The sequence below is a fragment of the Rhizobium skierniewicense Ch11 genome, from assembly GCF_023757665.1.
Lineage (GTDB): Bacteria > Pseudomonadota > Alphaproteobacteria > Rhizobiales > Rhizobiaceae > Agrobacterium > Agrobacterium skierniewicense.
On the sequence record NZ_RXPG01000009.1, the window covers coordinates 298,358 to 315,199 of the forward strand.

17 protein-coding genes are annotated in these 16,842 nt (G+C 55.9%); 13 read left to right on the top strand and 4 right to left on the bottom strand.

What is annotated here, in order from left to right:
* Positions 1 to 135: 135 nt before the first annotated feature.
* Positions 136 to 1,497, top strand: coding sequence for a putative bifunctional diguanylate cyclase/phosphodiesterase (locus EKM04_RS09900; protein ID WP_183894190.1), 1,362 nt, complete (start codon positions 136 to 138; stop codon positions 1,495 to 1,497).
* Positions 1,498 to 1,515: 18 nt separating this feature from the next.
* Here the strand turns inward: EKM04_RS09900 and EKM04_RS09905 are convergent, their stop codons facing one another.
* From EKM04_RS09905 to EKM04_RS09920, 4 genes are read right to left on the bottom strand one after another with little or no spacing between them, the layout of a single operon-like run.
* Positions 1,516 to 2,403 carry an SMP-30/gluconolactonase/LRE family protein gene (locus EKM04_RS09905; protein ID WP_183894192.1) on the bottom strand — a complete coding sequence of 296 codons (888 nt, stop codon included), beginning with the start codon at positions 2,401 to 2,403 and terminating at the stop codon, positions 1,516 to 1,518.
* A gap of 2 nt (positions 2,404 to 2,405) precedes the next feature.
* Positions 2,406 to 3,035: a 2-dehydro-3-deoxy-6-phosphogalactonate aldolase gene (locus EKM04_RS09910; RefSeq protein WP_183894194.1), complete on the bottom strand. Its 630-nt coding sequence runs from the start codon at positions 3,033 to 3,035 to the stop codon at positions 2,406 to 2,408.
* Between the two features lie 14 nt (positions 3,036 to 3,049).
* Complete coding sequence (locus EKM04_RS09915) at positions 3,050 to 3,967, bottom strand: 2-dehydro-3-deoxygalactonokinase (RefSeq protein WP_183894196.1); 918 nt, start codon at positions 3,965 to 3,967, stop codon at positions 3,050 to 3,052.
* Positions 3,967 to 4,740, bottom strand: coding sequence for an SDR family NAD(P)-dependent oxidoreductase (locus tag EKM04_RS09920; protein ID WP_183894467.1), 774 nt, complete (start codon positions 4,738 to 4,740; stop codon positions 3,967 to 3,969). The genes EKM04_RS09915 and EKM04_RS09920 overlap by 1 nt, the downstream gene beginning before the upstream one ends.
* A 115-nt stretch (positions 4,741 to 4,855) precedes the next feature.
* On the opposite strand from EKM04_RS09920, the gene EKM04_RS09925 reads away from it, so the two are divergent.
* The 12 genes from EKM04_RS09925 to EKM04_RS09980 all read left to right on the top strand — a co-directional run bounded on the left by EKM04_RS09925 (position 4,856) and on the right by EKM04_RS09980 (position 16,668).
* On the top strand, positions 4,856 to 5,656 hold the full coding sequence (locus tag EKM04_RS09925; RefSeq protein WP_183894198.1) for an IclR family transcriptional regulator: 801 nt from the start codon (positions 4,856 to 4,858) through the stop codon (positions 5,654 to 5,656).
* A gap of 155 nt (positions 5,657 to 5,811) precedes the next feature.
* Positions 5,812 to 6,552 (top strand): helix-turn-helix transcriptional regulator, encoded by a 741-nt coding sequence (locus tag EKM04_RS09930; protein WP_183894200.1) that lies wholly within the window; start codon positions 5,812 to 5,814, stop codon positions 6,550 to 6,552.
* Between the two features lie 78 nt (positions 6,553 to 6,630).
* Positions 6,631 to 7,854, top strand: coding sequence for a CmpA/NrtA family ABC transporter substrate-binding protein (locus EKM04_RS09935; RefSeq protein WP_183894202.1), 1,224 nt, complete (start codon positions 6,631 to 6,633; stop codon positions 7,852 to 7,854).
* Between the two features lie 87 nt (positions 7,855 to 7,941).
* Positions 7,942 to 9,063, top strand: a complete 1,122-nt coding sequence (apbC, locus tag EKM04_RS09940; protein ID WP_183894204.1) for an iron-sulfur cluster carrier protein ApbC — start codon at positions 7,942 to 7,944, stop codon at positions 9,061 to 9,063.
* Between the two features lie 395 nt (positions 9,064 to 9,458).
* Positions 9,459 to 10,436: a magnesium/cobalt transporter CorA gene (gene corA, locus EKM04_RS09945; protein ID WP_174152202.1), complete on the top strand. Its 978-nt coding sequence runs from the start codon at positions 9,459 to 9,461 to the stop codon at positions 10,434 to 10,436.
* Positions 10,437 to 10,451: 15 nt separating this feature from the next.
* Positions 10,452 to 12,368, top strand: a complete 1,917-nt coding sequence (locus EKM04_RS09950) for a potassium transporter Kup (protein ID WP_174152203.1) — start codon at positions 10,452 to 10,454, stop codon at positions 12,366 to 12,368.
* Positions 12,369 to 12,548: 180 nt separating this feature from the next.
* The gene (locus EKM04_RS09955) at positions 12,549 to 13,718 is read left to right on the top strand and encodes a cell wall hydrolase (protein WP_183894206.1); all 1,170 of its coding nucleotides are present in this window, start codon (positions 12,549 to 12,551) and stop codon (positions 13,716 to 13,718) included.
* A 270-nt stretch (positions 13,719 to 13,988) separates the two neighbouring features.
* Complete coding sequence (locus tag EKM04_RS09960; RefSeq protein ID WP_174152205.1) at positions 13,989 to 14,354, top strand: AtpZ/AtpI family protein; 366 nt, start codon at positions 13,989 to 13,991, stop codon at positions 14,352 to 14,354.
* Between the two features lie 62 nt (positions 14,355 to 14,416).
* A complete protein-coding gene (locus EKM04_RS09965) occupies positions 14,417 to 15,166 on the top strand; it encodes a F0F1 ATP synthase subunit A (RefSeq protein ID WP_111840962.1) in 750 nt (249 codons plus the stop codon).
* 71 nt (positions 15,167 to 15,237) lie between these two features.
* The gene (locus tag EKM04_RS09970; RefSeq protein ID WP_027673924.1) at positions 15,238 to 15,465 is read left to right on the top strand and encodes a F0F1 ATP synthase subunit C; all 228 of its coding nucleotides are present in this window, start codon (positions 15,238 to 15,240) and stop codon (positions 15,463 to 15,465) included.
* A gap of 77 nt (positions 15,466 to 15,542) precedes the next feature.
* On the top strand, positions 15,543 to 16,181 hold the full coding sequence (locus EKM04_RS09975; RefSeq protein ID WP_183894208.1) for a F0F1 ATP synthase subunit B: 639 nt from the start codon (positions 15,543 to 15,545) through the stop codon (positions 16,179 to 16,181).
* Between the two features lies 1 nt (position 16,182).
* Complete coding sequence (locus tag EKM04_RS09980) at positions 16,183 to 16,668, top strand: F0F1 ATP synthase subunit B (RefSeq protein ID WP_183894210.1); 486 nt, start codon at positions 16,183 to 16,185, stop codon at positions 16,666 to 16,668.
* Positions 16,669 to 16,842: the final 174 nt, after the last annotated feature.

Here is a 16,842-nt window from a genome sequence, read left to right on the forward strand (position 1 = left end):
GATAAATAAGCATTTGCAAAATCAACTAACGCTAAAATCAGTGGCTATTTGTGGAACTTCAGCGATAGTGATTCTGGACGAACGACTCATTTTGAAATCCGTACTCTCCCACAATTTATCGTCCAGGATGCGCGAATGAAATCGCCAGACCCCAATGCGCCGCAGGTCAGCCAGCACGAATTGCAGGCCATGGCATACAGCGATCCGCTCACGGGTCTGGGAAACCGTTACCGCCTGCGTGACAGGGTGCGCATGCTGGCTGCCGAACGCTCCAGCGATCCCGCACCTTTCACAATCGGTGTCGCCAACATTGACGGCTTCAAACCCATCAACGATCTTTTCGGCGTGGCTGCCGGCGACGAAATCCTCTGTCAGGTCGCCCATCGCCTCAAGGCCTGTGTGCCGGATGGTGCCATCGTCACTCGCCACGAGGGCGACGAGTTTGCATTCGTGTTGCCGCTGGTCTTCGAACGGGTCGGCGCTGAGCGCGTGGGGCAGATGATCAAGGATGTACTATCAGCGCCTTATGATCTGGGGGACCGCAATGTCCGGCTGTCGTCGTCCTTCGGCTTTGCCGTCTATCCTTTCGCAGGCGAGGATTTCGAGGATTTGTTGAAAAGTGCCGAGACGGCGCTTTACCGCTCCAAACGGCGGGGGCGCGGTCAGATCACCGTCTATTCGCGCGAGATCGCACAGGAAATGAAGCGCGCCACGCAACTGGAACAGGCGCTTAGAAATGCCATTATCACCGATTCCGTCGACGTGCACTTCCAGCCGATCGTGCGTTTGAGCGATGGAATTGCTGTCGGTTTCGAGGCTTTGGCTCGCTGGAACGATCCGGATCTCGGCTTCGTCTCTCCAGCGACCTTCGTACCCTTGGCCGAAGAGCGCGGCTTTATCGATGCTCTCTCGGAAACGCTGCTGCGCAAGGCGGCCGAAGCGGCACTGTCATGGCCGCGCGAACTGTTCCTGTCTTTCAATCTATCGTCTGCTCAGTTGATGGACCCGGGCACAGCGGAAAACATTCTGTCCATTTTGCGACGGGTGGGGCTTGATCCTCGGCGGTTGGAACTGGAAATTACCGAGACGGCGGTCATGACGTCCGCTGAAACCGCCCAACGCATCATCAGCGACCTAAAGCGAGAGGGCGTTCGTATTTCACTTGACGATTTCGGAACCGGTCAGTCCAGCCTGGGAAGGTTGCGTGACTTCTCCTTCGACAAGGTCAAGATCGATCGGGCCTTCGTGTCGCGGATCAGCACGGATCGCCCTTCGGAGCACATCATAAAGGCCATCGTCGCCATGTGTGACGGGCTTGATCTTGAGGTCGTCGCAGAGGGGATAGAAGACAGAAGCGAGGCAGAGAAACTTCGCAGTCTGGGTTGTGCAATGGGGCAGGGCTACTTCTATGGCCGCCCGGTGGATGCCGCAACCACCCACCGTTATCTTCAGGAGAACCATCGCGAATTGTCTCCGCAGAGCCGCGATTTCGGATAGTCTTGGAGACGGGCTCGATCAGACTTTATAAGCCTGATCGAAAACACCCTTGACCTCTATTCCAACATCGACAGTGGTCCCATAAAGCGGATTGGCCTTGATCGTTTCTGCGTCTAGACCCTCGCAGGCCGATGTCACAGCCAGGCGGTTGGCGGATGCGCCAAAAAACGCAGGGCAGGTGCTTTGGGCAGCCGGCACTTCATAGCGGTCCAGATGGAGACCCTTGGGCGAGTAGCGATCCACTGCACCCATTCCCCAGCAGGCGTTCCAGATATTGCCGTCCGCATCGCAGACAGAGCCGTCACTGCCGCCTTTCTGACCAGCCCGGTCAATCAATACGGTGCTTGTGCCTGTGGGAAGCCCCGTTGCAGGATCAAGCGGCACCGACATGAGCTGATTGATCCGTGTGTCGACATAATATCCGGTGGCACCGTCTGGTGAAAAGCAGATGGAATTGGAAATGCTGATGTCGGCAAACAGCGTCGTCACCACGCCCTTGGCAACGTGGTATATGCTTCCAGCCTTGTCTTCCGCCTTCTTGCCCATGGTGCCGATCCACAACGCGCCGCTCTGGTGCACGCGGCCGTCGTTTGAGCGGTTGCCTGGCTTGCCCGGTTCGAAGTCCGCATGAAGAAAAAGGTCGCCGGTTGCCCGGTCACGAATGAAAAGCCCTTCTTCCGATGCCAGCAACTGTCTTTTGTCATCGATCCGCGCGACAACGCTTGCCATGAAGGGCAGGGCGTGAACCGTCTTAGTATCGGTTTGCGGGTCGTATTCGTGCAGCTCTTTCCCAAGAATGTTGAGCCAGCACAGTCTACCCGTGATCGGATCGAAGCTTGGGCCTTCACCCAGCAGCATCTGGGTATGATCCAGCACCGTCCCGGCAAATGGGTGAATGTCAGCCATGTCTATGCTCCCACCGCTATGTCATACGCCTTTATGGTGAGAACAGCACGTTCCTGCACCTCTGCAGCCGTCATTCCGGGTTTGTAGAGACTGGTGCCAAGGCCGAATGCAGTGACTCCGATGCTGGTATAGTCGCTGAAATTCTTGTCGGAAACGCCGCCGACTGCCGCTACCAGCGTGTCTTTTGGCAATATGGCGCGAATGGCAGTGATGCCCGATGGCCCAAGAACGCTGGCGGGGAAGAATTTCAGGCCTGTCGCCCCTGCCTTCAGCGCCAGAAGTGCCTCGGTTGGTGTCAGAACGCCTGGCATGGTGACCATGCCTTTTTCGCGCGCGGCGGTGATGACCTCGACGTCCACGTTAGGGCTCACCATGAGTTTGCCGCCCGCCGCATCGAGATTGGCAACATTCTCCACGGTCAAAACAGTGCCAGCGCCGATGAGGGCATCTGACGGCGCAAGCTTGGTCGCGATTTCGATCGAGCGAAAGGCGTCCGGCGAATTGAGTGGAATCTCGATAGCCCGCAGGCCACTTTCCAAAAGGCCTGTCACGACGGCTTCCGTCTCTTCCGGGCGGATGCCGCGAAGGATGGCGATGAGTGGGTACTTCATATCTGGGAATGGAATGCGCATTTCAGGTATTCTCCTCATTGCCAAATGGCGTTGGCAGCTGCCACAAGCCCACGGCGAACGGCGTCATCGGCGTCGATGGTTACAAAGTCGATAGATAATGCGGCAAAAGCCGCCTTGTAGAGTTCTCCCAGCGCACCGGATGCGACCAGGATGACCTTGGCATCGTTGCGCCCACTCGAACGAGCGCCCGCAATCTCAAGTCCGATCATCGTACCGGACAGTTTCGCTTTTGCATCTGTGGCGGAAAGTCCATGCAGAAGCTGCCCGGATCGGACCGTAAACAGCCGGTTCGTTGCCATTTGCGGGTTCTCGTAACTTTCAGCGACGGCGCCCTGGAACGCGGGAAGATCACCAGCGACGGTTTCCGCACCCTCCACCGCATGCGACAGGATGGAGTGCTTCGAGATCACGTCGAACAGTTCACCGGTCATGTAGGTGGAAAAGCCGGTGACCTTCAGATTGCTGACGCTGACCCATTTCGAATGGGTGCCGGGCATGCAGACAAGCTGCTCGCCGGTCGCGTAATCAGCGGATAACGCACCGAGAAGCTGGGTTTCTTCGCCACGCATCACATCTGGCGTATCCTGCGACCGTTGCGCCAGTCCCGGGAGGATGCGGATGTCGGCAGCCTCTCCCGGCACGCGAACCGCACCTTTCAGCACATCTGCCAGATCAGCGGGTACGTCCACATAACCTGCCTCGACCCAGCCCTGGCGAGCACCCGCCATGCCACAGACAACGACGGGCAGGTCAGACGGTGCGGAAAGGGCAGAAAGATGTGAAGCCAGAACGTCGGGAAAGCCGGTCCGCATGGCAGTGGTCATGCCTTCGCCACTGCGCCGCTCGCCCAGTATCTCACCGGATTTGCTCATAAGCCAGAGCCGGAAGCTCGACGTTCCCCAGTCCACGGCAACAAATGCGGCATCAGCCATTAGAGAAGACCTCCATCGATAATCAGTGTTTGGGCCGTCATGGCAGCAGATGCCGATGAGGCCAGAAATAGGCATGGGCCGACAAGATCATCGGCAATCAGGGTGCGCTTGAGGCACTGGCGCGCGACGGTCTGCGAAATAGAGGCGTCAGTCAGCCACAATTCCCTTTGTCGTTCAGTGACGATCATGCCGGGTAAAATGGCGTTGACGCGAATATTTTCAGGTCCCAGCCTGCCAGCAAGGCTCTTCGTCAGGCCGATGATTCCAGCCTTGGCGGTGGCGTAAGCGGGCAGTTCACCCATGTTCAGCAGATAGGAAATGGACGAAAAGTTGATAATCGACGCACCTTGCGCAAAGCGCAGATAGGGAAGCGCCGCTTGCGTGACGAAAAAGACTGGTTTCAGATTAACCGCATGGTTCGCATCCCAATAGTCGCTGGTAACGGTGTCGATATCGTGCCGATCGTCCCGGGCGGCATTGTTGATAAGCACCTTGATGCCACCCAACGCTTTGGCCGCCGTTTCCACCGCCTGTGCCAATTGTGACTGGTCACGAAGGTCGGCTTTGACGAAGGTGACGGAATGAAGGCTTGTCACCGACAGTCTCTCGACAAGCGCCTCGCTCGCTGCCTGATCGATATCGATAAAGGCGACTTTCGCACCGCGCGCTGCGAAGGCCGTGACAAGGCAGGCGCCAATGCCTGAACCACCACCGGTTATCAGCACGCCCTGATCCTGAAATTCGGAAAGCTGTGCCAGAAACTCTGTCGCCATGACGTCCGATGCGGATTGCAAGTTCCATTATTTGGAACTATGTTTCATTTAACGGAATATTGCCTCCGACCTCCACCCAAAGTCAAGTGCGACCACTGCGCACGCGGACATTAGCATGGCACTCAATGATATGAAGACGATACGTCACAGCAGCACGGGAACGCTTGGTAAAGCCATATCGCTTCTGGAAATGGTCGTCATGTCGTCTCAGCCGCTTCGTTTTACCGATATTCTGGACCTTTCCGGCCAACCACGCGGCACGCTCCATCGCCAGTTGGTGCACCTGCTGGAGGAAGGCTTGCTGGAGCAGAACGAAGATCAGACATACAGCGCAGGGGTGCGTCTCCTCACCTTTGCCGCTCAGGCCTGGAACACGAACGATCTCCGATCCATCGCGGCACCGCATCTTCGCCTCCTGCATGAGAAAACTCAGGAATCCGTTCATCTTGGCGTTCTGCGAGGCGCGGAAATCGTCTATCTCGACAAGATCGATGGAAAGCATGCGGTGCGGATGCACTCGCAGATAGGACGCGTCTCTCCGGTCTATTGTACAGGTGTTGGAAAAGCTGCTCTCTCACTCTTGTCGAAACAAGAGCTGGATGACGTCATCGATGCTATCATCTTTCGGGCTTTCACGCCCAGCACCGTCAAGACCGCTGCCGAGTTGAAAAAGCAGGTTGCCGAAATCCGACATCGTGGCTTTGGCTTTGACCTTGAGGAACATGAGACCGGCATTCAGTGCATCGCGGTGCCGGTTCATGCGGCTGGCACAAAAAATCACGCTGCAATTTCGGTGACCGGGCCGGCCTACCGCCTCACCAAGCAGTGTTTGGAAGGGTGGGCGGACCTCATTAGAGGGGCGGCGAAGAATATTTCCAGCGATCTGTCTGTACGCCTTTCACCCGCCCATTCCTAAGTCGCACTCCCCAGCCGAGCGTTGGCTGCAGGTCACGACCGGACTGTTCGCAAAAGGCAACTTTTGTGTGCAAAAAAATTAAACGGTTATTTATTGGTGCTGGAATTGCATGTATAGACTCTGACAGAAGCCTAAATCGCAAAGAAATATGGATGATGTCCAAGCCAGATTTTTCCAGTCCCGCACCCTTGGTAGCGGAGTGTGCTCAGGAAGTGGCGGAACTCAAAACCCAATTCGACATCTTTCGTTTTCTGAAGAGGGTCACTGAATCCTTTTCGATGAGAGCCTTCATGGTGGTCAACCTTCCTACCAACACGTCGCTGGAATTGTCGGATTATACCATCATAACCAACTGGCCTGCAGAGCTTTTGCATCAGTACGATCATGAAGGATTGCTTACCCGCAGCAATGTGCTGCGCAATTTGAAGCATTCCAGCGTTCCATTCTGGGTCAACAAGGAGTTCGTGGTTCGCGGTCACGATGAGGCATCCATCAAGAGCATCATTGAACTCTTTGATCGCTTTGAAATGATCAATTCCATATGGTGTCCGGTTCAAGATGCAACGGGTCAGCGCGGAGCCATATCCTTTAGCGGAAACCGATCAGCTTTTTCTCCAACAGAGATGGCCGAGATTGCGTTCATCTCCGCCCATGTTTTCAGCCGTCTCGCTTATGTGCGAAGTCTCGATGCGCGTATTCCCGATACATTGACGGACCGTGAAATCGACTGTCTGAACTGGACGGCGGCGGGAAAGACAAGTGTGGAGATCGCCGAAATCCTCAGCTTATCAGAGCATACCGTCAACCATTATCTGAACCGTGCAACCAAGAAGCTCAATACTGTCAATCGCACCCAAGCGGTCGCCAAGGCTTTACGTGTCGGTTTGATAAAGTAGTCATTTTTTCCATTTTTCGATTGTTATCTTCCGCTACGTAAGCAATTCTCGCTTTTACTTGCGGCAGAGGAGATTCGTTTGTCGGCGTCGAAGAACTTCAAAGCTGGATTTTCTCCGACAGTTGATTGTGCGACGCTTGTTGTTGCTGTTGAAAAAGGGTTTGCGGCCGACGAGGGCGTGACCCTTGAATTGCTGAAAAAAAACAGCACGGACGAGCTTCTGGCCGAATGGAACAGAGGTGCTCTTCACGGTCTCCATCTGTCGGCATCCTTACCCGTCGCCTCGGCGCTCGGTCTTCCTGTACTTCCCGCTGACCTCATCGCGCCCTTCGTTTTGGCCACTGGCGGCGCGACTTTGGTCGTATCTCAGTCTTTGCACAAAGATCTGGTCGGTGAGGGTATGAAAATACCTGATCCCGCAACAGTCGCGCGGGCGCTGGCTCGTGTCGCCCTCTCCCGCCAGACCTCCGATCTTGCCCGGCTGGTCTTTGCCGTCGAGCATCATTTGTCCGTATCGGCATTCGAACTGCGCTATCTGCTGGCGAGCGCACGTCTTCCCGCCGATTGCGAGATCAGCTTTATGCCGACGTTCCCCGCCAATATGCCGGATTTGCTGGAGAATGGACAGATCGACGGCTTTTACGTTGCCGAGCCTTACGGCAGCGCCGCTGTCTTACAAGGGACCGCTCGCATCGTAACCACAAAATCACATATCTGGCAGAATGCACCTGAAAAGGTCTTGGCAGTCTCGCAAGACTGGTCAGAGGCTTATCCTGCGACGCTGGAGTCGCTTCTGCGGGCGCTGTATCGAGCGGGTGAATGGTGCGCCAGCAGCGCCAATTACGAAGAGCTTTCCGATATTCTTTCAGCGGCGGATTACCTCGACATGGATCGCGATCTCATATTGCCGGCACTGACCGGCTATATCTCGCATTCACCCGCCCGGATGCTGGAATGCAGCAGCTTCTTTTCCACCAGCGGCAAAGCTGCCAACTTTCCCTGGCAAAGTCAGGCACTGTGGTTCTTCAGCCAGATGTTGCGATGGAAAGATTGCCCGCCGGAGTTTGCCGACGACGCGAAAATCTACGAGGCAGCAAGCCAAGCCTTTCGCCCCGATATTTTCCGCAAGGCCATGCGACCGATTTTCGCACCGGTTCCGACAGCCAATCTGAAGGTCGAGGGAACATTGAAAGCGCCGGTGCATGTCGGGGCGTCCCGCTCCGGCCTTGTTCTTGGGCCAGATGCTTTTTTCGACGGCAGCATTTTCGATCCTGAAAAAATCGACACCGGCGACGAAAACTGACGATTGACCGTATGGTCACGCTTTATCGTTGGCGAAACTCATCCGCTTGGTTATTGAAGACCGGCGGATGGGACAATGGATAGTGACATGACACAGGTCGACAAGAAACAGATCGAGCAGGCACTGGAAAGCGTAGCGTATCCGGGCGGCGATCAAAGCATCGTTGCGCTTGGCATGGTGTCGGAAATATTCATTGCGGACGCCAAGGCTTATTTTTCCATCACGGTTCCGGCTGAGCAGGCCGATTCGATGGAACCCTTGCGGCTTGCTGCGGAAAAGGCAGCGGCCGGTGTCTCCGGCATCAAGGCTGCGATGGTGACCCTCACGGCGGATCGCAAACCGGGCACAAGCCCCTCACCACAGCCGGCGCCGTCTCAGCCAAAAGCACCCCCGCAGCCACGCCCCAAGACCGGCGTACCGGGCATTGGCGCGATCATCGCTGTCGCATCCGGCAAAGGTGGCGTTGGCAAGTCCACCACCGCCGTCAATCTTGCTCTCGGCTTACAATCGCTGGGTCTGCGCGTGGGTATTCTCGACGCCGACATCTATGGGCCATCCATTCCACGCTTGCTGAAGATATCCGGTCGCCCGCAGCAGGGTGAGGGCCGCGTCATCATGCCGATGGAGAATTATGGCCTCAAGGTCATGTCCATGGGGTTTCTGGTAGATGAGGAAGCGGCCATGATCTGGCGCGGACCGATGGTACAGTCCGCCTTGATGCAGATGCTGCGGGAAGTCGCCTGGGGCGATCTGGACATTCTGGTGCTGGATATGCCACCCGGCACGGGCGACGCGCAATTGACCATCGCCCAGCAGGTTCCGCTTGCAGGCGCTGTCATCGTATCAACCCCTCAGGACCTGGCACTCATCGATGCGCGCAAGGGCATCACCATGTTCCGCAAGGTCGAGGTGCCGCTTCTGGGGGTGATCGAAAACATGAGCTATTTCATCGCGCCTGATACCGGCACCCGCTACGATATTTTCGGTCACGGTGGCGCGCGCGCAGAAGCAGAACGTATCGGCGTTCCATTTCTGGGGGAGGTGCCGCTGACGATCTCCATCCGTGAATTGTCGGATGCCGGAACCCCGGTCGTGATGGCGGAGCCGGAGGGCCCGCAGGCTCAAATCTACAGGGATATTGCGCAGAAAGTCTGGGCGGAAATCGGTGCCGGGAAGCAAAAAACTGCACCGAAAATCGTATTTGATTAGAATTTATCGATGCGCCGGGTGCATAGCACTCGGGCTTTCGCACCGCTTGACAGTTCGCGCCCGCTTAGAGAAAGCGAAGAAATTTCCCGTATCTTAACTACCGTCGGCATCTGCTCTTTAACAGTTCAATGGTTAAGCTGTTGAAGTTGATAAATTTTATGAGTGGATTTCGTGTCTTGTCTGAACATTTGATCCGCTTTCAAGTCATCATAACTTCGCCTCAACCTTGTGACGAATCGACCGTGCCCAAATTTTACCCCTTGATTATTGAGGCCATTGAGAGCATAGCCCTGCGCCGTTTGATCCCTCGTCCATCCCGGGCGTTTGCGGAAGCCACACATGATGTGTTAGAGCAGCGTATCGACCCTTGTCGATGTGCTGACCGGAGAAACTGATTGATCAAAGCCTATCGCTCGAATTGCGAGGCAATCAGCCTGTCGGCGGACCAGAAGGTCACGCAGATTTCGGATGATATTGTCTGGATCGATCTTGTGAACCCGACACGGGATGAAGAAATCAAGGTCGAAAAGCTGCTGGGCGTTGAGCTTCCCACGCGCGAGGATTTGAAGGACATCGAGCCTTCGAGCCGCCTTTTTATGGAAGAGGGCAATGTTTTCATGACCGGTTCGCTGGTCTGGAACGCGGATTCGAAAGATCCGCGCCTGACCGACGTCGCCTTCATTCTGGCTGGCAAACGGCTCGTGACCATCCGCTATGCTGAACCGAAATCCTTCAACCTCTTTATCGCAGCCATCACCCGCGTGCCGCACGATATGCGCAGCGGCACCGCATTGTTGTTGAAGCTTCTCGAAACCATCGTTGATCGTACCGCCGAAATTCTCGAAAATTCCGTTGTCCGCATCGACGACGTCGCCGCAGGCATTTTTGGTGACAAGGCACGCAGCAAGCGCAAGGCGCCGCGATATCTGGAAGACAAGCTGGCCGACATCTCTGCCTATCACCGTCTGATATCGAAGGTGCGCGATAGCCTCGCGTCGCTTGCCCGCCTTCAGTCCTTTTTGCAGGCAACACCCAATGTTCAGCAAGACAAGGAAGCCAAGGAAATGGGTCGCTCCATCGGGCGCGATATCCAGTCCCTGTCCGAGCATGCCTCGTTTATTTCAGGAAATCTCACCTTCCTGCTGGACGCGTCGCTGGGCATCATCAATGTCGAACAGAACGCCATCATCAAGATTTTCTCCATCGCGTCGGTCGTTTTTTTACCCCCGACCCTCGTGGCATCCATTTATGGAATGAACTTTAATGTCATGCCGGAGTTGCAGTGGACCTATGGGTATCCACTCGCGGTCTTCGTCATGCTCATCTCGGCCATCATTCCGTTCATCTTTTTCCGCTGGAAGGGCTGGCTTTAACCGGTCAGGATCACAATGTCTCATGCCATGGACAAGGACTGCATCGAAAAGCCTGGTCCCGACGATCACAGTCGGAAAGGCTTTCTTGCTGCCATGCTGGGTTCGATCGGCGTCGTCTACGGCGACATCGGAACGAGCCCTCTCTACGCCTTTCGCGAAGCGTTGAAACCCATCTCGCACGATGGTGTGACGGAAATGGAGGTTATTGGCCTCATTTCGTTGATGATCTGGTCACTCACCATCATTGTCACCATCAAATACATCTGTTTTCTGCTGCGCGCAGACAATGATGGCGAAGGCGGCACGCTGTCACTTCTGGCGCTTTTGATGAAGAAAGCAGGCAAAAAACGCGGCGTGCTCGTCATGCTAGGTTTGATTGGCGCGGCATTGTTTCTCGGTGATGCCATGATTACGCCGGCACTTTCCGTGCTATCGGCGGTCGAGGGCTTGAAACTCGTGACGCCGCAGATGGATGAATTCATCATTCCCATCTCGGTCGGCATTCTCGTCGGCCTCTTCGCCATCCAGTCTCACGGTACAGAATTCGTTGCCAAGTTCTTTGGTCCGATCACCGCTGTCTGGTTTCTGGTCATGGGCTTTGTCGGACTAACCCACATTTCGGACGATTACAGCATTCTGTATTCCTTCAATCCGTGGCATGCGGTCGAATTTCTGCTAGCCGAAGGCTTCTACGGGATCGTCGTTCTTGGTGCCGTGTTCCTGACGATCACAGGCGCGGAAGCCCTCTATGCTGATTTGGGGCATTTCGGTCGCAAACCCATTCAGTGGGCATGGTTTGTCCTGGTTTTTCCGGCTTTGACCCTCAATTACCTCGGCCAAGGCGCGCTGGTTCTGAAAGATCCCGCGGCCATGTCCAACCCATTCTACCTGATGTTCCCGCAATGGGCGTTGCTGCCAGCCGTTATTCTGGCAACGGCGGCTACCATCATTGCGAGCCAGGCGGTGATCACCGGCGCGTTCTCGCTCGTTCGTCAGGCCATAAACCTTGGCTATCTGCCGCGCATGGAAATCCTGTTCACGTCGGAAACCAACACCGGGCAAATCTACCTTCCGTCGGTCAACACGATCCTGTTGTTCGGCGTCGTTGCGCTGGTGCTCACCTTCAAAAGCTCGGATGCGCTGGCAACGGCCTACGGTATCTCGGTCACCGGTGCGATGGTCGTCACCAGCCTGTTGTTCTTCCAGTTTGCGCGTAGCCACTGGAAGTGGTCTCCGCTGGTTGCAGCCTTGGTCATTTTCCCCTTCATCTCACTCGAAATGATCTTCCTTGGTGCAAACCTGCTGAAAATCCATGACGGTGGCTATGTGCCGGTATTGCTGGCCATCGCCTTCACCATCATCATGACGACCTGGCAGCGGGGATCGAAAATCCTGTTTGCCAAGACCCGCCGCACGGATGTGCCATTGAAGGCATTCGTTGCTTCCGTCGAGAAGGAAAGCTCTCACGCGCCCGTGCGCATTCCCGGTACGGCGATCTTCCTGACCGGCGACCCGGAAACAGCACCTGCGGCCTTGCTGCACAATCTGAAACACAATCACGTCCTGCACGACAAGAACGTCATCCTGACGATCCGCACCGAGGACACGCCGCGTATTCATCCGGACAAGCGCTATACGATCACCAAGATCAGCGAGCGCTTCGTCGTCGTCGAACTGCATTTCGGCTTCATGGAAACCCAGAACGTCACGCAGGCATTGGGTTATCTGCGCCGCACTGGCTACAAGTTCGATATCATGTCGACATCGTTCTATCTGGGCCGTCGCAAACTCGTCCCCGATCCGAAGTCCGGCATGCCTGGATGGCAGAACCGGCTGTTCATCGGGCTGGCTGAAACGGCGGCAGACCCGTCCGACTACTTCCGCCTGCCAGCAAACCGCGTGGTCGAACTCGGATCTCATGTCGTGATCTGATCCACCATGCTATTTTTGAGAGCTATCGAGCGCCATTCTTCGGGAGAAGAATGGCGTTTTTCGCAGGGTCACACGTTAACGTGACACGTTTCGCCCGAGTACCGTTAACCAAGCATCAAGGTTAATGAGAGATTATCCGGTCATACCAACTGTTTGAGTCTGTGTGCCGGAGTGCGGGTTTTGCGTTCGAAAAATGTATCGCGTCGCGGGTTCTTCTTTTCGTTTGAAAAATGGACATCGCCTGTCATCTTCGGTCTCGCCGCATGGCTGGCCTTTCCATCTCTCGCTGCGCGTGCCGATCTTGCCTCGCTGCTGGCGGGGCTCGATGCAGGCGGCGAACAATGGCGCATGGTCTTGACCAACTCGCCGGCAGGTTCCGTTCACAATGCGTCACTTGCATTCAACAATGCTGATGCCGCACCGGCGCTGAGTGGGTCCGGAATGATTACAGCAGACGGTCGGAAGGTAGCCTTCGTCACCGGCAAGAACGGCAAGGAGACCAGCCCCGATAGCGATCGCGTCAATCGCGCTGCCAAAAAGGGCCGTATCGTCACCACCGAAATCATGCAGCCACCGAAAGCCTTTACCGCAGGCTCCGTTCTCAACCGCACCAGCATGCTGGACACCAAGCCCTTAAAGGGAACCGATCGTACGGCATTCGTGAAGTGGAAGAAGAGCAAGGACATCGAGCTGGCATCCTTCTACTTCCGCCGTGACGACAAGAAGGTCGAAAAGAACGTCTCGCCCATGGTGGCTGAGTTGATCACGAACCGTAACGCTGATGTGCTGGCCACCGCCTATGCGCCCGCAGCGCCTGATTTCGCGCGCGAATCGCCCTTCGATGCTATTTTGAAGAAGCCTGAGGCAGGCCGTTTCATTCCCAAAATCGCGTCCGATGACCACGCCTGGGCGGCAACGCCGCTTCCGGCAGAGGTGTTTTCCGCTGCCGAACAACAGTGTCTCGCATCCGGCATCTACTTTGAAGCGCGCGGCGAATCGGTAAAGGGACAGGCTGCCGTGGCCCAGGTCATCCTCAACCGTGTCCGCAATCCCTCCTATCCGAAAACCATCTGTGGTGTGGTCTATCAGAACAAGGATTGGCGCAATCGTTGCCAGTTTTCCTTTGCCTGCGACAATATCAAGGACCGCATCAACTCCGAACGTCACTGGAAGATGGCCCGTGAAGTGGCCATGGCGACCTCTGCAGGCAAGATCTGGCTGACAGAAGTTGGTTCCGCGACCCATTATCACGCCGTCTACGTCCGTCCTGCATGGGGCAAATCCATGAAGAAGGTCGGCAGAATCGGTCTTCACGTCTTCTATCGTACCTATGGCGGTGGTTGGAGCTGATATTACGGGGTTTTTACCGGGATAACGCCACGAAAATTGCCGATTCCGAACGCCATTGCGGCCACAAATTCCAAAATCTAAAGCAAGTCTTTGTTTTAAATGAATAAATTTGTATTCCGCGAAGCGCCCCCGGTGCCTTGACTAGAGAAGTCCCTAAAACTATGTTGCGCGCGACTTCAGAGCGGGCTGGAACAGGCTTGAAGCCCTGCCGTTTACAACTCCAAAGAGTTCTGGCAATGCCAGTATGGAGACAAAGGGTGGGATTTGGCCATGACCGGCAACCGTAACGATAGTCTGGATGAGCGCCGCAAGCGCCTTGCCGATGAGTTGGCAAAGGTGAAGGCGGAGGACGACGCGGAAGCGCGGACGGAGCAGAACGCAGCGGAGACCCGGAAGGGTTTTGCAATGGCGATTAAGCTCTCTTCCGAATTCATTTCCGCAGTCATCGTCGGCGCGATGCTGGGTTATCTTCTGGACCATTTTGCTGGCACGTCGCCGTGGGGGATGATCGTTCTTCTTCTTCTCGGGTTTTGTGCGGGCGTGTTGAACGTTTTGCGTTCCGCCGGAGTGGTGGCCAAGCCGCCGCTTCTCGAAGGCGGACTGGGAAAAGACAAGGGTGGGAAGCAGGGCGACTGATACGCTCCTTCCCATAGACAGTTAAGTGCCGTCACGAGCGGCAACAGGTAAGAGGGCAGCCGGTGGCAAACGATCCGACGCATCAGTTCATTGTACAGCCGATCATCCCGATTGAAATCGGTGGCGTGGATTTCTCGTTCACCAACGCGTCTCTGTTCATGGTTGCCACTGTCGCTGCCGCATCCGGTTTTCTTTATTTCGCAACGTCCAACCGCGGTCTGATTCCCGGCCGTATGCAGTCCGTTGCCGAAATGTCCTACGAATTCATCGCCTCGATGCTGCGCGAAGGTGCGGGCAAAAAGGGAATGGTCTTCTTCCCATTCGTCTTCTCGCTGTTCATGTTCGTTCTGACGGCAAACCTTCTGGGCATGTTCCCATACTTCTTCACCGTCACCAGCCAGATCATCGTGACCTTTGCGCTCTCGTGCTTGGTCATTGGAACGGTGGTCGTTTACGGTTTCTATAAGCATGGCCTGCATTTCCTTGGCATCTTCGCGCCGCAGGGTGTTCCGGCAGTTCTTCTTCCGCTCGTGTCATCGATCGAAATCATATCCTTCCTGTCGCGTCCGATCAGCCTTTCCGTTCGTCTGTTTGCGAACATGCTGGCCGGTCACATCACGCTGAAGGTCTTCTCGGGCTTCGTCGCTTCCATGGGTGCCTTGGGCGCCCTTGGTATCGGTGGCGCAATCCTGCCACTCATCATGACGGTCGCAATGACCGGTCTGGAATTTCTCGTCGCCTTCCTGCAGGCATACGTCTTCGCGGTACTGACTTGCATGTACCTGAACGATGCCGTGCATGGTGGTCACTGAGAAGTAAAGTCGCTGGCCCCGGAAACCGGGTGTCAAAAATAGCCGCAACAACCCATTCTAAGGAGCTTAACATGGAAGCGGAAGCAGCAAAGTACATCGGCGCAGGTCTCGCATGCCTCGGCATGGCTGGTACGTCCCTCGCTCTCGGCCGTATCTTCGGCGATTTCTTGTCGGGCGCACTGCGCAATCCATCTGCCGCTGACAGCCAGTTCGGCCGTCTGGTATTCGGCTTTGCCGTCACGGAAGCTTTGGGCATCTTCTCGTTGCTCGTCGCTCTCCTTCTCCTGTTCGCTGTCTAATATCAGCATCAGGTTTGGATCACGGCTCGCACCGCGTGCCGTGATCTTTCGCATTTGCACGACCCCTGGAGGTGAGCATGTTCGTGACCGAGGCTTTGGCCCAGTCAGCACCGGCGACAAGTGAAACGAATACCGGAACTCCGGCTATCGGTCAGACTGCCCCGGAAGCAACACATACGGAAACCGGAGTGGCACACGATGCCGGTCACGGGTCCCCTGTGTTTCCACCGTTCGATCAGTCCACTTACGCATCCCAGCTTCTTTGGCTGGCCATCACGTTCGGCCTTTTCTACGTGCTCATGAAAAAGGTCATCGTGCCGCGCGTTGGCGGAATTCTCGAAGACCGTCATGGCCGTATCGCACAGGACCTCGATGAAGCATCCCGGCTGAAGGCCGAGGCAGATGCTGCGATCGAAACCTATGAAAAAGAATTGAGCGCAGCGCGCGCCAAGGCCGGTTCCATCGCCGCTGCCGCCCGCGAAGCAGCGAAAGTCAAGGCAGATGCAGATCGCGCCGCAATCGAGGCTGACCTTTCCCAAAAGGTCGCAGCGGCGGAAGCACGCATTGAAACGATCAAGCAGCAGGCATTTGCCGATGTCGGTACCATTGCCGAGGAAACCGCGACCGCGATCGTCGATCAATTGATCGGCCTCAAGGTCAAGGATACGGATGTGAAAGCCGCAGTGGCCGCCGTGTCCGTTGTGAAGGGAGCTTGATATGGCGTTTGATGCAACATTTTTCGCCCTCGTCGGTCTTATCCTTTTCTTCGTCCTGATTGCCTATCTCAAGGTGCCAGGCATGCTGGCAAACTCGCTTGATGAACGCGCTGGCAACATCAAGGAAGAACTCGCCGAGGCAAAGCGCCTGCGTGAAGAGGCTCAGCATCTGCTGGCCGAATATCAGCGCAAGCGCAAGGAAGCCGAAGCCGATGCAGCCAATATCATTGCGGCTGCCGAGCGTGAAGCGGCTGCCCTGACATCCGAAGCCAAGGTGAAGACGGAAGAATTTGTCGCCCGTCGCAACGCTTTGTCGGAACAGAAGATCAAGCAGGCGGAAACGGACGCAATAGGCGCCGTACGTTCCGCCGCCGTCGACCTTGCGATCGCCGCGTCCGAGAAAATCCTCGCTGAAAAGACCACCGCTGCTGCAAAGGCCAAGCTTTTCAGCACAGCAGTGAGCGAAGTCAAGACCCGTCTGAATTAAGAATAGACGGTCGGCCGCGTTAAAGCCCCACCCGTTTCCAAAATTTGTAGCCCCGCTGAGCAATCGGCGGGGCTTTTTGTTGGTGTATTGCGCGCTGATTGCTCCGAGAGTTTGGTGCAGATGCTCGACGCTATCTATTGCTCAAGAAATTGATGAGTGGCGTCGAGCTGGCCA

Excerpts from the sequence above, each read along its gene's own strand:
- EKM04_RS09910 (WP_183894194.1), bottom strand. The coding sequence starts at position 3,035 with ATGCGCATTCCATTCCCAGATATGAAGTACCCACTCATCGCCATCCTT.
- EKM04_RS09915 (WP_183894196.1), bottom strand. The coding sequence starts at position 3,967 with ATGGCTGATGCCGCATTTGTTGCCGTGGACTGGGGAACGTCGAGCTTC.
- EKM04_RS09960 (WP_174152205.1), top strand. The coding sequence starts at position 13,989 with ATGACCGGCAACCGTAACGATAGTCTGGATGAGCGCCGCAAGCGCCTT.
- EKM04_RS09905 (WP_183894192.1), bottom strand. The coding sequence starts at position 2,403 with ATGGCTGACATTCACCCATTTGCCGGGACGGTGCTGGATCATACCCAG.
- EKM04_RS09920 (WP_183894467.1), bottom strand. The coding sequence starts at position 4,740 with ATGGCGACAGAGTTTCTGGCACAGCTTTCCGAATTTCAGGATCAGGGC.
- EKM04_RS09980 (WP_183894210.1), top strand. The coding sequence starts at position 16,183 with ATGGCGTTTGATGCAACATTTTTCGCCCTCGTCGGTCTTATCCTTTTC.
- EKM04_RS09970 (WP_027673924.1), top strand. The coding sequence starts at position 15,238 with ATGGAAGCGGAAGCAGCAAAGTACATCGGCGCAGGTCTCGCATGCCTC.
- EKM04_RS09925 (WP_183894198.1), top strand. The coding sequence starts at position 4,856 with ATGGCACTCAATGATATGAAGACGATACGTCACAGCAGCACGGGAACG.
- EKM04_RS09950 (WP_174152203.1), top strand. The coding sequence starts at position 10,452 with ATGTCTCATGCCATGGACAAGGACTGCATCGAAAAGCCTGGTCCCGAC.
- apbC (WP_183894204.1), top strand. The coding sequence starts at position 7,942 with ATGACACAGGTCGACAAGAAACAGATCGAGCAGGCACTGGAAAGCGTA.
- EKM04_RS09900 (WP_183894190.1), top strand. The coding sequence starts at position 136 with ATGAAATCGCCAGACCCCAATGCGCCGCAGGTCAGCCAGCACGAATTG.
- EKM04_RS09930 (WP_183894200.1), top strand. The coding sequence starts at position 5,812 with ATGTCCAAGCCAGATTTTTCCAGTCCCGCACCCTTGGTAGCGGAGTGT.
- EKM04_RS09975 (WP_183894208.1), top strand. The coding sequence starts at position 15,543 with ATGTTCGTGACCGAGGCTTTGGCCCAGTCAGCACCGGCGACAAGTGAA.